This window comes from Solwaraspora sp. WMMD937 (assembly GCF_029581175.1).
Taxonomy (GTDB): Bacteria; Actinomycetota; Actinomycetes; order Mycobacteriales; family Micromonosporaceae; genus Micromonospora_E.
Genome location: NZ_CP120738.1, coordinates 3,989,117 through 4,003,321 on the forward strand (window position 1 = coordinate 3,989,117; position 14,205 = coordinate 4,003,321).

The window sequence follows — 14,205 nt, forward strand, 5'->3', positions numbered from 1 at the left end:
ACCCGTGAGCGACATCGCCGAACCGGTCAACTTTCCCAACTGGATCAGCGAGAACGAGCACCTGCTCAAGCCACCGGTCAACAACAAGCAGATGTTCCCCACCGGCAACGATTTCATCGTGCAGGTCGTCGGCGGCCCCAACCAGCGCACCGACTTCCACGTCGACCCGTACGAGGAATTCTTCTACCAGGTCAAAGGCAACATGCACGTCAACCTGATGACCGACGACGGGCCGCAGACCGTGCACATCCGCGAAGGCCAGATGTGGGTGCTGCCCGGATTCGTACCGCACTCGCCGCAACGCCCGGAGGCCGGCTCGATCGGGGTCGTCATCGAACGGGTCCGCGAGGAGGGCACCCTGGAGAAGTTCCAGTGGTACTGCCTCGACTGCGGCAACCTGGTGCACGAGGTGGAGTTGCAGGTGCGCGACATCGTCGCCGACCTGCCGCCGGTCTTCACCGCCTTCTACGGTGACGAGTCCGCGCGTACCTGCGACAAGTGCGGCGCGCTGCACCCGGGCAAGGGCTGAGCCTCACCGTGACCGACGCCGGGCAGACCATCGACGTCCACACCCACCTGGTGCCCAAGGGCTGGCCGGATCTCGCCGCCGCCTGTGGCGGGACCGGCTGGCCGTGGCTGCGGGTCGACTCCGAACGCGCCGCCATGATCATGGTGGGTCAGACGGAGTTCCGGCCGGTCGGCCCGCAGACCTGGGATCCGGCCACCCGGATGTCCGACATGGACGTCGACGGGGTCGACGTGCAGGTCGTCTCCCCGACGCCGGTGTTCTTCGCCTACGACCGGCCGGCCGACCAGGCGGTCAAGGTGGCCCGGATCTTCAACGACCTGACCCTGGAGGTCACCGCCGCCGGTGGCGGTCGGCTGATCCCGTTCTGCCAGGTGCCGTTGCAGGACCCGGACGCCGCCTGCGCCGAGCTGGACCGCTGCCTGGCCGCCGGCCACGCCGGGGTGGAGATCGGCAACCACGTCGGCGACCGTGACCTCGACGACGCCGGCATCGTCGCCTTCCTGCGACACTGCGCCGACGTCGGCGCGCCGGTGTTCGTCCACCCGTGGGACATGCCGGACGGGCCACGGCTGGACCGCTGGATGGCCCGCTGGCTGTCCGGCATGCCCGCCGAGACCCACCTGTCGATCCTGGCGCTGATCCTCGGCGGCGGCTTCGACCAGCTGCCCCGTACGCTGCGGATCTGCTTCGCCCACGGCGGCGGCAGCTTCCCGTTCTGGCTGGGCCGCGCCGACAACGCCTGGCACCGGCGCGGTGACGTGGTACGTGGCCGCTCGGCGCGCCCGCCGAGCCACTACCTGGACCGGTTCTACGTCGACTCGGTGGTGTTCGACCCGGCGGCGCTGCGGCTGCTGGTCGACACGATGGGTGCCGACCGGGTGCTGCTGGGCAGCGACTACCCGTACCCATTGGGGGAGCGGCCGGTCGGCGCGGTGATCGACAAGGCGGACTTCCTCACCGCCGACCAGCGGGCCGCCCTGCGCGGCGGCAACGCCCACCGCTTCCTCGACTCGGGGGCGGGCTGAGTAGTGCCTGCAGGATCGTGCCTGAGCCGAGAGCGGTTGTGGCCACGAGCGCGGCGCTGCCGCCGATCTCCACGTTGTAGACGATGTTGAGATGCCAGGGTACGAGTCCCGGTGTGCTGAATCCGGCGAGCACGATGAACGTACAGCTCAGGGCGAGAACCGTCGGCCCGATACGGGCGACGGCCCACCAGAGGCCCAGCACGGTGCACCAGGTCGTGAAGAAGGCGACCATGTCGATGGACGGATGGACCAACGGGGAGGCGAGCCATGGGCTCAGCAGACCGACAGCGGTGATGCCGATTACCCAGATCGCGTGTGCGGGCTGACTGCTGCGGGACCGGGTCGCCTCCAGGTGCGGTGTCCGGGAGGTCAACGTGCCGGCGAGAACACCGGCTGGCAGGAGCAGGAGAATCACGGCGACCGTGTCCAACGCCGCGCTGCCCGGCGGGGCGAACTGCAGGCCGGTGGCCGAGACCGTGAACCGTGATGCGGCTGCGATGAACAGCCAGATCAGCAGGTAGCCGACGAGCCCGCGGACGGTAACGCCCCGCGCCGTCGCAAACGCGCGGAGAGCGAACGCAGCTGAGGTTCGGTGCGGACGGCTCACCGGGCCGGAACGGCCGTGCAGGTCAGAACCGGCTCGGTCGACTCGCTGAACCATTCCTGTCGTTCCTCCTCGACCAACCGGTCGAAGCTGCCGGCGGTACGTGCCGCCTCCTCGTTCTCGATCAGGATCGAGTCGAGGCTCGGCTCGCCGGGAAAGTTCGTGCCGTCGGTCGGCAGACCGTGGCTGGTGAGCCACCAGTGGTAGAGCGCAGCGGCGGTGGTCAGCCCGACGTCGTCGGCTGCCGTCGGCCTCGCCATGCAGGGCGCAAGGAAAAGTGCGAACCCGACGTTGGCGGTGAGCGTCGCAGAGTCGATCTCGTGCTCGGGCGCGGTGTTGCGCTTCACGATGGGCACGATGACCCGCCGCGCGTCGGGACCGGACCCGGGAAGGTCCGCCCCCGGGGCGGCGAGGTGTTCGTCCATCACGACGACCATGGTGGACAGGTCCAGACCTTGCACCGGCTGTACGGATGTGACGATTTCCCGTTGATACTCGGGCAGAATGTGGTCGTGTGCCCGGTCGACGCAGACCCGTGGCTGTTCACCCGAGCAGGCGGCGGCGTACGCCGCCGGCACTTCGATCCGCGTACCGAGGGAGAGTAGCGCCACGGCGGCGGACAAGCTGGCTACGACGGCGCTGGCGTAGGCGAGGCGTAACGCGTGGAGCGACAAGCCGAGCAGAGCGACACCGAGCATCATCCAGAGCACCGCACGGGACACCAGAAGCTCAGCCGGAAGCCTGAGGTAGGTGCGATCCACCTGATCTGTCCACAAAAGATCCATGTACGCGATCTGGCCGCTGTACGCCTCGGCGTACACCACAGCCATGTAGATCAGGTACGGGGCGACGGCCGCCACGACCGGAGCGATCCTCGGCGGAGCCAGCCGCCCGAAGAGGGCGCCGATTCCCACCGCCAGCGGCACCGACGCGGCAGTCGGGAGCAGTTCGATGATGTCGAGTCCACCGTGCGTCGCGCTCGTCGCGGTCGCTGCAGCAACGTATCCAGTCACCACGGTGTAGCCGGCCAAACTCCCGGCCGCCACCGTGACCAGGCCGGCGAGGTGGACCCGAGCCTGGGAGCGGGACGACGCGCGCTGCAGGTCGTCGTACCCTCGGCCGCGGGGCGCAGCGAGGATCAGGGCGGTGGCTCCGGCAGCGATGCACGCGCCCCACACTCCTGCCCAGCCGATCACGACGCTGCTGTTCGCCCAATGGCCGGACCACCGTTGCGACTTCGACGCCACCGAGGCGATGCCCTGGATGATGGTGATCCCCGCGACGCCGAGGAATAGGGCGATCCGTCCCGCTGCGAGACGGCGGGAGACGATCACGACACGGCCCGGTCGAGTACGATCTGGAACCCTTCGCGGAGCGCCGACAGGCCCTGCTGCTGCGACAGTCCGGCCAGATCGTCGATGGTGCCCGTCCACTGGACGCTACCCCGGTCGATGACGACGACCCGGTCAGCCAGCGCCTCCACGTCCTCCAGTAGGTGAGTAGCGATCACCACCACCCGCTCCGATCGAATGCGTCGGACCAGGCCGTGGAACGCGTCCCGCTGTTCGGGATCCAGGCCGGCTGTGGGCTCGTCGAGGACGAGAACCTCAGGCTCGGCGACGAGTGCCGCCGCCAGCCCGGCCCGACGTAGCTGCCCACCGGAGAGCGTCTGTAGAGGATTCCGTGCCTGGTCGCTGAGGCCCGTGGTCGCCAACGCGTCAGCCACCTGCCTGGTCAGCTGTCGGCCGGGTACCTCTTTCAGCCAGGCCGCGTACGCTACGAACTCTGCGGTGGCCATTCGGGGCGGGAATCCGAACGTCTGCGGGAGCCACCCGATGCGCCGCAGCACGGCGCGGGTTGCCCGGCTGTGGCTGCCCTGAGCTGAGCCGTTCAGCCGGACCTGCCCGCCGCTCGGGGCGGCCGCACCGGCCAGGATTCGGATCAGGGTCGTCTTGCCGGCGCCGTTTCTGCCGAGGAGCACGGTCGCCCCCGGCTCGAAGGTCGCACTGACGCCCCTGAGCACTGGCTTGGAGCCGTACCGGAACCCGATCTGATCAACCTCGAGCATGCTGCCCCCGAATACTGGTGCTGGCCCGGATCTGTCTGAGCTGTGCGGAGACGTGGCGCCTCGGTCGGAGTCAGGTTGCTGCCGGCGGGTGCCCGGCGGCGACCTGCCGGAGCAGGGTGGCGAGTTCGTGCAGCAGTTGCGGCGGGCAGTCGGCGAACGGGCTCGCCTCCAGCGTCGCCGCGATGATCTCTTGGCGTACCTTTCGGCCCTTGTCGGTGAGGGCGAGCACCCGGCCGCGTCGGTCGGTGGGGTCGACGCTGCGCTCGACCAGTCCGCGCTCGATCAGCTGGTTGGCGATGAAGCTGAGGTTGGGGGCGTTGCAGTACAAGCGCTCGGCGAGCGCCTTCATTGACGGGGCCGGTCCGGTCGGGTCGATCGCCCACAGCGCCTGCGCGGTCGCGTTGGTCAGCCCGTGGGCGGTCAGGGCGGGTTCGAGCCGGTCGCTGGCCGTCATGAAGATCTCGTGGTTGGCGCGGATGGCGTCAACGAGGTCCCGGTGGTCCACCGGCCGACGGTACCACTTGCACTTCGAGTCTCGAACTATTACGGTCTGAAACGCTTCGAGTCTCGAAGTATGTCTGAGGAGCCGCACCATGACCCAACTGGCCGAACCGCTCGAACTGCCCAGCGGGCAGGTCCTGCCGAACCGGATCGCCAAGGCCGCCATGGAGGAGTTCCTGGCCGTCGACGGTCAGCTGCCCGGCACCGAGCTCGCCACGCTCTACCAGCGCTGGGGTGCCGGCGGAGCGGGGCTGCTGATCACCGGGCACGTCATGGTCGACGAGCGTGCCCTCGCCGACCCCTCCGACGTCGTGCTCGCGGACCGTACCCCGCTGGAACCGTTCCGGCGCTGGGCGGCGGCGGCGACCGCTGGCGGTGCCCGCGCCTGGATGCAGATCAACCACCCCGGTCGGGTCGTCTACGCGGACATGCCGGGGCTGGCCTGGTCGGCGTCCGACATACCGGTCAGCATCGGGCGGCTGTCCCGCTTCTTCGCCCAACCCACCGCGATGACGCCGGAACAGATCGACGAGGTCGTCGACCGGTTCGGTCGCACGGCACAACGAGCGGTCGAGGCCGGATTCGACGGCGTGGAGATCCACGCTGCCCACGGCTACCTGATCAGTCAGTTCCTCTCCCCGCTGACCAACCGGCGGACCGACCGCTGGGGAGGTGAACTGCGCAACCGGGCCCGGCTGCTGATCGACGTGGTCACCGAGGTCCGGCGTCGACTGCCCGACGGCGCGGCGGTCGCGGTCAAGCTCAACACCGCCGACTTCCAGCGCGGCGGGTTCGCCCCGGACGACGCCAGGCAGGTGGTCGGCATGCTCGCCGACACCGGCGTCGACCTGGTCGAACTCTCCGGAGGGTCGGTGGAGAGCCTGGCCACCAACGGCTACCCGGCGGACGGACACACCCTCGCCCGGGAGGCGTACTTCCTCGACGCCGCCGCGACGATCATCCCGCAGGCCCCGGTGCCGGTGATGCTGACCGGCGGCGTGCGACGGCGCGCCGTCGCCGAGCGGGTACGCGCCCAGGGCGCGGCGGTGGTCGGAGTGGCGACGGCACTCGCCGTGGACCCGGAGCTACCGCGGCGCTGGCTGCGCGGCGAGGAAGCAGCGGTCACGGCCCCGGGCCCGCGCTGGAAGAACAAGCACCTGGCCTCGGCGGCCACCCAGGCCGTCGTGCACTGCCGGCTCCGCCAGGTCGGGCGAGGAGCCGCCGACCCCGGCCGGGCAGACCCGGTCGTCTCCCTCATGCAGGAGCAGCTCCAGCGACGCCGGTCACTGCGGCGCTACCGCCGCTGGTTGGCGGAGCCGGTCAGCGTACGGACGTGGTCCTGGCCAGGGTGACGAACGCGGACCAGGCGGCGGGGGCGAAGGTCAGGGTGCCGCCGTCGCGGTCCTTGGTGTCGCGGACGTGGACCCGGCCGGGGAGGTTGTCGGCGACCTCGACACAGTCACCGCCAGCGGGGTTGCTGCGGGTCGACTTGCGCCAGCGAGGGGTGGTGCTCAGCTCCATGTCTGCACCGCTTTCAGGATCATGTCGTGGGATTCCTCGACAGGCAGAGCATAACTGCGGACACCTTCCCAGGACCGCTCCAATGTCTGCACGTCGGCCGGGTTGCTGATCACGTCGCCGCCGAAATGGGAATCGACGTAGCCGAACACGTGGTCGTCCACGGTCGCCATCGCGAACGAGCCGTTGAGCCCGTGGTAGGCGTCGGCGCTGCCCGGCACCACGTGCACCCAGATGTTGGGGCGCGCCGCCGCCTCGGCGAGACTGCGCAGCTGCTCGGCCATCTGCTCCGGCGTGCCGACCTGACGGTGCAGCACGCTGCGGTCGATGACGGCGATGAACTCGGCCGGGTCGTCGGCGCGGGTGAGCACCTGCTGGCGGGTGAGCCGGTTCGCCAGCCGGGTCGGCACGTCGTCGACCGGGCCGACGCGCAGCAGTCGTTCGGCGTACTCCCGGGTCTGCAACAGGCCCGGGACGACCGCGAGCTGAAACGACCGCAGCAGGGTGGCCCGCTCCTCCATTTCGGCCCACGGGCGCAGGAAGCCGGCGAAGGACATTCCGCGCGCCTCGGCGGAGGCGCGCTGCACGCGGTCGCCGCTGCCCAGCACATCGTCGAGGATCTTCGCGTTCTGCTGCACCGGGACCAGGCGGCCGTTCTCGTAACTGCCGATCGACGACGCGCTGAGCTGGATCAACGCGCCGAGCTGCTGCTGGGAAAGCCCGCGCTCGGTGCGCAGTGTGCGAATGATGCGGTGCACCTCGTGCATTGTCGGATCCCCGATCTGCTGATGGTGGGGCGGTGCGTCGAATGCCACCCCTACCTCTATCAGTGCGACAAGTCGGAGTCCATGATGGAGATCGGATAAATTCCGGATAGTTTGTGTGATCGATATCGGGTTCCGTCGGATGGGGTTCTGTCGACCTGTTGATGCGTCGACCTACCGGGCGTCGAGCCGGGCCACCCGGCGAGGCCCGGCGGTCCGCCGGTAGCTGGCGTCGAGCAGCTCGCCGATCTCCGCCCAGTCGGTGTCGTCGGCCAGATCCACCCCCACCCAGCCGGAGCTGGCCAGGTACGCCGGGGCGTAACAGCGCGGCTCGGCCAGCAGCGCCGCCCGCTCGTCCGGGTCCACCAGCACCAGTACGGAGTGATCATGCTGCTGGTAGACGCCCTCGACCTTCACCGAGCCGCCGTAGTAGGCGAACACCTTGGTGGTGTAGAACGCCGGATGCCCATGCGAGATCTTCTCGGCGGCGTCGGGGAAGGCCAGCGCGAGCCGGCGTACCTCGGCGAGCAGCGGGTCGGCGTCGTCGAACATGATCGGGTGCGGCATAGCGGTAGGTAATCACACCCGGCTGACACTTCGGCTCCGTTCGCCGGCCAGGGCAGCCACGACCGGGATCTCCAGGACGGTGCTCTGGGTGGCTGCGACCCTGGCGGCCGCGTCCGGCATCGCGTTGCCGACCGGGCTGCGCCGTGCCGGGGTGGCCGTCGCAGTGTCCGGTGCCGCCGCTGTGGTTCTACCGTGGACAACCGGGACCGACGGCCCGTCGGCAGCTGCGGAACAGCTCGGCTACCTCCTGCATCTACCGGTGATGCTCTGGTGGGGTGTGCTCGGCTGGCGGCAATGTCGATGCGGGCGGGTGCGCCGTACGGCGACAATGCCGGTGTGAACGACAAGGTATTGGTCAGAATGAGCAAGCGGATGTCGCTGGCGCTGCGTCACGCGCCCGACCGGTTCGATCTCGAACTGGACCCGGCCGGCTGGGTCCGGGTGACGGACCTGCTCGACGCGCTGCGGATCACCCGGCTGGAGTTGGACACCGTCGTCGAGCGGGACGGCAAACAACGGTTCGCGCTGCGCCGCGACCCCGACGGCACCGAGCAGATCCGGGCGAACCAGGGACACTCGGTCCCGATCGACCTGGGGCTGGTCGCGCTGCCTCCGCCGGAGCGGCTCTACCACGGCACCACCGCCGCCGCGCTCGACTCGATCCGGGCCACCGGGCTGCACCGGGCCAGGCGGCACCACGTGCACCTGTCGGCGGACACCCACACGGCCCGCCGGGTCGGCGCCCGACGGGCCGGTGGCGTCGTAATCCTCACCGTCGATTCGGCGGCGATGGCCCGCGATGGTCACCTGTTCTACCGCAGCGCCAACGGGGTGTGGCTCACCGACGCGGTGCCGCCCGACTACTTGGACATCTGAGCGCCGACGCGGGCCTCGATGATCCCCATCAGGTCGGCCGGAAGCGGACCGGCGGCCTCCGCCGCAAGGCATTCGCGCAGCTCGGTGCGGTTCTTCACACCGAGGACCACAGTGTCGACGCCGGGCATCGACAGGGTGTACCGGTGCGCCAGCGAGGCGGCCGACTCACCCAGCTCGCCGGCCAGCTCGCGTAGCGGCGCGGCCCGCCGAAAGTCGACCATGGTCGGATGCTCCGGCGGCAGGTCCCGGTCAACGGCGTCGGTGAACGCGCCGGCCGCGACCGCCCGGATGCCCATCACTCCGACGCCGTGCCGGCCGGCGGCCGTCAGGATGTCGCGTGGCCGGGAGCCCTCGCTGCCGGGCATCAGGAGATCGCCGGGGGAGTCCAGCAGGTTCGTCACACACTGGGCGACCGCCGGGGACGGCTGATCGCCGAGCACCCGGATGATCACGTCCGGCTCCTCGACGGCGGTGATCCCCCAGGCGCCGATCCGGCCGCGCCGGACCAGGTCCTCGAACGCCGGCCGGACGGCTTCGGTGAACAGATCGGCGGAGGTGACCCCGGTGGTGCCCGGGGCGGCCTGTGCCACGATCGGATTGTGCAGCAGTAGCGCGTCGACGAACGACAGTCGCATCCGCTGCAGGCTGTCGTCGAGGGACTTCTCCAGCAGGGCCGCGACGTCACCGGCGGCCGGGTTGCCCAGCCCGCACTTGGTGACGACCCGTACGCCGGCCGGCAGACCGCCGTCGAACGCCGCGCCGACCACCCGCTCCGCCTCGCCGTCGCCGTAGCCGGGTGCGACGTCGAGCAGGTCGATACCGGCATCGACCCCCTCCCGTACGGTCGCCACCGCCTCGTCCCGGTCGGTGACGCCCCACACCTGGCCCAGCCCACCCCCGCCGAGGGTGAGGACGCTGACCGGTCCGATGCTGCCGAGAGGCCGCTGTTCCATCGTCATGTGCTCCTTCCGATGATCCTGTTGCGACTCAGGATTGCACCTGGAGCGCGCTCGAGGTCAACCGCGGACCGGCTCGGTCACCTACGAGGTGATCGGTGTGCCAGCCGTCGGCCAGGTTACCGGCAGGGCTGAGTCAACTCTGTCGGTTCGAGATTCCAAGACATTGACTAGTATCACAGAGAAGGCGTCGTGGACATCGAAGCAAAGCAATGATTAACGGTCGGAAAGGGGCAAACGCATGAATGGTTTCGGCAGGCGAATGGGTGGACTGATCAGCAGGTCGCTCCGCCGGCTGACGGTCGTCACTCTGGCTGTCACCGTGGGGCTCTTCCTGCTCCCGGCGGCAGCAGCGCAGGCTGCCGCGTGGCGGTCGGCGACATCTACCGGGTGGGGGCCGAGCCCAACCGCCGGCCAGCAGAACGCGGCGAACAACGCCCGCGCGGCGCTCACCTCACTCGCCGCAAACCTCGGCGAGACCTGCAGCAATGTCACGGTCTCTGCGCCGCGACACCTCTACACCGCGCCCGACGGCTCGGCGTACGTCTACGAGGCGACAGCCACCGGCTACTGCGTACCGGCCCCGCCGCCACCGTCGTACACCGTTGCCCGCTCTGCTACCCGGCAGGGCAGCGGTGCCACCTCGACCAGCGCGATCCAGAACGGGGCCCAGGCTGCCCGCGCGGACATTCTCGCCGTCGGCGTGGCCTGCGCGAACTGGGCGACGAATGCCAGCAACGTGTTCACCGCGCCGGACGGATCCTGGCACGTCTACAACGTCACGGTCAGCGCGCTCTGCACGAACTGACAAGCCCCGGCATTCGGCAGGCTCGGGTGTGACATACGCGCAACGCACCCGGACAGTCGTCAGCCCATCGCCGTCGACGTGGCCGTCTGCCCGTAGGCCGGCGTGTACGCCCGTAGGGTCCAGGGCTGTGGACCCGGCGCTCGGCACGCTCACCGGGCAGCAGCGGTCGTTGTTGGACCGCTGGCTGCCCGGCGTGAGCGTCGAGCGGGACCACAGCTGGGGCCTGGTGGCGACCACCGTCCTGGAGGTGACGCATGCCGGGTCGCGGTGCATCGTCAAGGCCGGCGGCGACGGTGACCATCACCTCGCTCGCGAGTTGCACGCCCACCAGCACTGGCTGCGCCCGTGGACCAGGATCGGCCGCGCCCCGACGTTGGCGTACGGCAACGCCGAGGCGAAACTGCTGGTGACCCGGTTCCTGCCGGGTGAGCTGGTGCTCGGCAGCGGGTACGCCGACGACCCGGACGTCCACCGGCAGGCCGGCGAACGCATGATCGCCGACGCGCTGGGCGACCGACCCGACCGTCGGGCATGACCGAAACCGCCGCTTCAGGTACAATTTTCTGTACCTGCGTGGAGGTGATCATGCGGACGGTGAACTTCACCCAGCTGAGGCAGAATCTGGCCGCCGAGCTCGACAGCGTCGTCAACGACGCCGAGGAGGTCGTGGTGACCCGGTCGGGTCATGAGCCGGTCGTCATCGTGCCGCTCGCCGAGTACGAGTCGATGAAGGAGACCGAGTACCTGCTCCGTAACCCGAGCAACGCTGCAGCCCTGCGGCGATCGATCGCAGAGCTGGAAAACGGCGACGCGCAGGAGCAGCAGCTCGTCGATCCAACCGCCGTACGGGACGTTGCGTGAGACTGGTTTTCACCGCGACAGCATGGGCCCAGTACCTCAGCCATACGGATCGAAAGTTGATCAAACGCATCAACGACCTCATCGCCGACGTGATGCGTAACGGTTACGAGGGCATTGGCAAGCCGGAGCCCCTTCGTGGCGAGCTGTCCGGATTCTGGTCCCGCCGGATCGATCGCGAACACCGACTCGTGTACCGGATCACCAAGGAGGACGTCGAGATCGTCGCCTGCCGGTACCACTACGAGCGTTGACCTCCTCCAGTCCCGGCGTCAGCCGGGGAGGTGGTCGGCCCCGGTAGGCACGGATGGCGGCGTCGACATCGCCGCGGTTGTGCGACCGGTCACCGCTGTCCATGGGATCGCGGATCCGCTTGCCATGGTTCATCGCCCAGTCCTCTCCAGCCGGTGCGCGACCCGAGGCCGCATGAGCCGGGGTGCGGCGGCCCGTGTCGTCGGACTCGCGACCGTCGTACGCGACCACGGTAGCCGGTGGGACGTGTTGCTTGACTTAGTCGGGAAGCTAAACAAAGCTGGGGGTGCGCTCCCATCGACGGTCCTTCCACGGCACCTGCCGGTCACCACTCGGGTGACCGGCAGGTCCAGTGTGACCTCGAAAGGAACGCAGACCATGCTACGAAGAGCCCTCGTGTGCTCGCTGTTCGCCGCCCTCGCCATGGCTCTGGGGCTGGCGGTGACGACGGCACCTGCGGCGTCGGCCGCCGACCCGGTCCGGATCATGCCGCTGGGCGACTCGATCACCGCCGGCCCCGGCTGCTGGCGGGCCCTCGTCTGGGACCAGTTGCGCAGCGCCGGGCACACCGACATCGACTTCGTCGGCAGCGCCACCGACGGCGGTAGCTGCAACTACGGCTTCTCGTACGACCCCGACCACGAGGGCCACGGTGGCTTCTCGGCGGTCGGCATCGCCGACAACAACCAACTGCCGCCGTGGTTGAGCGCGGCGGCCCCGGACATCGTCGTGATGCACCTGGGGACCAACGACCTGTGGGGCGGCTGGCAGTCGATGGACACCATCATGGCCGCGTTCACCAAACTGGTCGGGCAGATGCGGGCAAACAACCCGGACATGAAGATCCTCGTCGCGCAGATCATCCCGCACCACGGCTGCACGACCTGCCCGGCCGACACGGTGACGCTCAACAACCGGATCGCCACTTGGGCCACCGGCCTGACCACCGCCCGGTCACCGATCGCCGTGGTGGACCAGTGGACCGGATTCGACGCCGCGACGGACACCGGCGACGGCGTACACCCCAACGACGCCGGGTTCCGCAAGATGGCCGGCCGGTTCGCGCCGGCGATCGCGCGACTCCTCGGCACCGTCACCCCGACGCCGACGGTCGCGCCGACCACGCCACCGGTCACCCCGACGCCGACGGTCGCGCCGACCACCCCACCGGCCGGCAGGGACTGCACCGCCACCTACCGGGTGGTCAGCCAGTGGAACGGCGGCTTCCAGGGCGAGGTGAGTGTCCGTAACGCCGGGTCGGCGGCGACGTCGGCGTGGGCCGCGACGCTCACCCTCGGCGGCGGTCAGCAGGTCAACCAGGCATGGAACGCCAGCGTGACCCAGACCGGCTCGGTGGTCACCGCCCGCAACGTGAGCTGGAACGGCAACCTGCCGGCCGGTGGCACCGCCAGCTTCGGGTTCCTCGCCTCCGGCGTCGGCGACGCCGCGGTGTCGGCGGCCTGCACGCTCAGCTGAGGCCCGGTCCGGGCGGGCCCGCACGGTTGACAGGATGGGCCCATGATCGAGCAGCGTCGTCGGTCCGGCCCGTCGCCCACCTCGGGCGTCGGCCGGGCCCTGCGGGTGGTGGTCGCGGTACTGGTCGGATCGGCGGCGGTGGTCGGTGCGGTGCGTCTGGTCGCACCGGCCACCGCCGGGCCCGAGGCGGAACCGCCCGGCGTACGGCGGCAGCTGACCTTCCTGCGGGCGGCGCTGGACGACGGGGCCGGTGAACAGGCACAGCGGCTCTTCCCGGAAGGCTACTTCTTCAGCCACGCGATGTACGGGCTGGCCTGGGTCGACCTCGGGCTGCGCGCTCCGGCCGGCGAGCGGACCGAGGCCTTGGCCGAGGCCCGGTGGGCGTTGACCAGACTTGAGTCACCGGCCGGCCGGGCACCGTTTCCCGCCGACCTGACCCCGGCGTACGGCGTGTTCTACCAGGGTTGGACGAACTGGCTGCGCGGCGGCGTACTCAGCCTGCAACCGCCGGGCGGTCGGGACCGAGATGAGCTGGCCCGGTTCACCGGGGCCGCGGCGGACCTCGGCGCGGCCTTCGACACCTCACTGGACACAACCGGGTCGCCGTACCTGCCGGCGTACCATGGGCAGGCCTGGCCGGTGGACTCCACGGTGGCGGTGGCTTCGCTGCGGCTGCACGACAGCCTGTTGCCGGACCGCTTCGACGGTACGGTGGCGCGTTGGCTGGCCGGCGTACGGCAGCGTCTCGACCCGGCCACCGGCCTGCTGCCACACCGGGTCGATCCGGTGACCGGCGCGCCGGCCGAGGTGGCCCGGGGCACCTCGCAGAGCCTGATCCACCGGTTCCTGCCGGAGATCGACGCGGCGTTCGCCCGGGAGCAGTACCTGACCTTCCGGGACGGGTTCGTGGCCGCACCGCTGCGGCTCGGCCCAGCGGTGCTGGAGTACCGGGACGGCACCAGCGGCCCGGCCGACGTCGACTCGGGGCCGCTGCCGCTGGGGGTGAGCCTGTCGGCCACCGTGGTCACCCTCGGCGCGGCCCAGGTGCACGGCGACGCGGCGTTGGCCGCCGCGCTGGCCAGCTACGGCGACTTCGCCGGCCTGCCGGTCGACACCCCGAACACCCGGCGGTACGCGTTCGGGCTGATGCCGATCGGTGACGCGTTCCTCGCCTGGTCGAAGTCCGCGCGGCCGTGGGTCGCCGCCGCCGTTGATCCGCCGCCGGCCGGTGTCTCCTGGACGTGGCGGCTGCCGCTGCTGGCGCTGTTGTCCCTCGTGGCGGTGCTGCCGTGGCTGCCCGCACTGGTCCGCCGCCGGCCCGCGAGCAGGAAGCCGGTGAGCCGTTGAGTCGGCCGACAATGGCGTACGCCCCGAGGGGTCACCTCGGGGCGTACGCTCGGGCC

Annotated in this window: 19 protein-coding genes; 11 read left to right on the forward strand and 8 right to left on the reverse strand. The window is 70.1% G+C overall.

Annotated features, from left to right (window positions below; genetic code table 11):
• Positions 1-4 precede the first annotated feature (4 nt).
• Both O7621_RS17585 and O7621_RS17590 read left to right on the forward strand, forming a co-directional pair.
• A complete protein-coding gene (locus tag O7621_RS17585; RefSeq protein WP_282230269.1) occupies positions 5-529 on the forward strand; it encodes a 3-hydroxyanthranilate 3,4-dioxygenase in 525 nt (174 codons plus the stop codon).
• A complete protein-coding gene (locus O7621_RS17590; RefSeq protein WP_282230270.1) occupies positions 499-1,554 on the forward strand; it encodes an amidohydrolase family protein in 1,056 nt (351 codons plus the stop codon). The genes O7621_RS17585 and O7621_RS17590 overlap by 31 nt, the downstream gene beginning before the upstream one ends.
• Here the strand turns inward: O7621_RS17590 and O7621_RS17595 are convergent.
• From O7621_RS17595 to O7621_RS17610, 4 genes are all read right to left on the reverse strand, one after another.
• Positions 1,484-2,161, reverse strand: coding sequence for a hypothetical protein (locus O7621_RS17595; protein WP_282230271.1), 678 nt, complete (start codon positions 2,159-2,161; stop codon positions 1,484-1,486). The two genes, O7621_RS17590 and O7621_RS17595, sit on opposite strands and share 71 nt — an antisense overlap.
• Complete coding sequence (locus tag O7621_RS17600) at positions 2,158-3,492, reverse strand: hypothetical protein (protein WP_282230272.1); 1,335 nt, start codon at positions 3,490-3,492, stop codon at positions 2,158-2,160. Before O7621_RS17600 ends, O7621_RS17595 begins: the two co-directional genes overlap by 4 nt.
• The gene (locus O7621_RS17605; protein WP_282230273.1) at positions 3,489-4,226 is read right to left on the reverse strand and encodes an ATP-binding cassette domain-containing protein; all 738 of its coding nucleotides are present in this window, start codon (positions 4,224-4,226) and stop codon (positions 3,489-3,491) included. Before O7621_RS17605 ends, O7621_RS17600 begins: the two co-directional genes overlap by 4 nt.
• A gap of 70 nt (positions 4,227-4,296) precedes the next feature.
• Positions 4,297-4,731, reverse strand: a complete 435-nt coding sequence (locus O7621_RS17610) for a MarR family transcriptional regulator (RefSeq protein ID WP_282230274.1) — start codon at positions 4,729-4,731, stop codon at positions 4,297-4,299.
• An 88-nt stretch (positions 4,732-4,819) separates the two neighbouring features.
• On the opposite strand from O7621_RS17610, the gene O7621_RS17615 reads away from it, so the two are divergent.
• Positions 4,820-6,079: a hypothetical protein gene (locus O7621_RS17615; RefSeq protein WP_282230275.1), complete on the forward strand. Its 1,260-nt coding sequence runs from the start codon at positions 4,820-4,822 to the stop codon at positions 6,077-6,079.
• Here O7621_RS17615 and O7621_RS17620 read toward each other — a convergent pair.
• From O7621_RS17620 to O7621_RS17630, 3 genes are all read right to left on the reverse strand, one after another.
• Positions 6,048-6,248: a DUF397 domain-containing protein gene (locus O7621_RS17620; RefSeq protein WP_282230276.1), complete on the reverse strand. Its 201-nt coding sequence runs from the start codon at positions 6,246-6,248 to the stop codon at positions 6,048-6,050. The genes O7621_RS17615 and O7621_RS17620 overlap by 32 nt on opposite strands.
• Positions 6,239-7,003, reverse strand: coding sequence for a helix-turn-helix transcriptional regulator (locus O7621_RS17625; protein WP_282230277.1), 765 nt, complete (start codon positions 7,001-7,003; stop codon positions 6,239-6,241). The genes O7621_RS17620 and O7621_RS17625 overlap by 10 nt, the downstream gene beginning before the upstream one ends.
• 180 nt (positions 7,004-7,183) lie before the next feature.
• The gene (locus O7621_RS17630) at positions 7,184-7,576 is read right to left on the reverse strand and encodes an MmcQ/YjbR family DNA-binding protein (RefSeq protein WP_278168459.1); all 393 of its coding nucleotides are present in this window, start codon (positions 7,574-7,576) and stop codon (positions 7,184-7,186) included.
• A gap of 88 nt (positions 7,577-7,664) precedes the next feature.
• Between O7621_RS17630 and O7621_RS17635 the strand changes: the two genes are divergently transcribed.
• Positions 7,665-7,916: a hypothetical protein gene (locus tag O7621_RS17635; RefSeq protein ID WP_282230278.1), complete on the forward strand. Its 252-nt coding sequence runs from the start codon at positions 7,665-7,667 to the stop codon at positions 7,914-7,916.
• A 20-nt stretch (positions 7,917-7,936) separates the two neighbouring features.
• Positions 7,937-8,452, forward strand: a complete 516-nt coding sequence (locus O7621_RS17640) for an RNA 2'-phosphotransferase (protein ID WP_282230279.1) — start codon at positions 7,937-7,939, stop codon at positions 8,450-8,452.
• On the opposite strand, the gene O7621_RS17645 is transcribed toward O7621_RS17640, so the two are convergent.
• Positions 8,437-9,405 carry an aldo/keto reductase gene (locus tag O7621_RS17645; protein WP_282230280.1) on the reverse strand — a complete coding sequence of 323 codons (969 nt, stop codon included), beginning with the start codon at positions 9,403-9,405 and terminating at the stop codon, positions 8,437-8,439. The two genes, O7621_RS17640 and O7621_RS17645, sit on opposite strands and share 16 nt — an antisense overlap.
• Before the next feature lie 265 nt (positions 9,406-9,670).
• Between O7621_RS17645 and O7621_RS17650 the strand changes: the two genes are divergently transcribed.
• From O7621_RS17650 to O7621_RS17675, 6 genes are all read left to right on the forward strand, one after another.
• Positions 9,671-10,216, forward strand: a complete 546-nt coding sequence (locus O7621_RS17650) for a hypothetical protein (RefSeq protein ID WP_282230281.1) — start codon at positions 9,671-9,673, stop codon at positions 10,214-10,216.
• Between the two features lie 127 nt (positions 10,217-10,343).
• Positions 10,344-10,751, forward strand: a complete 408-nt coding sequence (locus O7621_RS17655) for a hypothetical protein (protein ID WP_282230282.1) — start codon at positions 10,344-10,346, stop codon at positions 10,749-10,751.
• A gap of 50 nt (positions 10,752-10,801) precedes the next feature.
• A complete protein-coding gene (locus O7621_RS17660) occupies positions 10,802-11,077 on the forward strand; it encodes a type II toxin-antitoxin system prevent-host-death family antitoxin (protein ID WP_123604528.1) in 276 nt (91 codons plus the stop codon).
• Positions 11,074-11,328 (forward strand): Txe/YoeB family addiction module toxin, encoded by a 255-nt coding sequence (locus tag O7621_RS17665; RefSeq protein ID WP_123601014.1) that lies wholly within the window; start codon positions 11,074-11,076, stop codon positions 11,326-11,328. Before O7621_RS17660 ends, O7621_RS17665 begins: the two co-directional genes overlap by 4 nt.
• A gap of 376 nt (positions 11,329-11,704) precedes the next feature.
• Positions 11,705-12,802: a cellulose binding domain-containing protein gene (locus O7621_RS17670; protein ID WP_282230283.1), complete on the forward strand. Its 1,098-nt coding sequence runs from the start codon at positions 11,705-11,707 to the stop codon at positions 12,800-12,802.
• Positions 12,803-12,844: 42 nt separating this feature from the next.
• A complete protein-coding gene (locus O7621_RS17675) occupies positions 12,845-14,149 on the forward strand; it encodes a hypothetical protein (protein ID WP_282230284.1) in 1,305 nt (434 codons plus the stop codon).
• Positions 14,150-14,205: the final 56 nt, after the last annotated feature.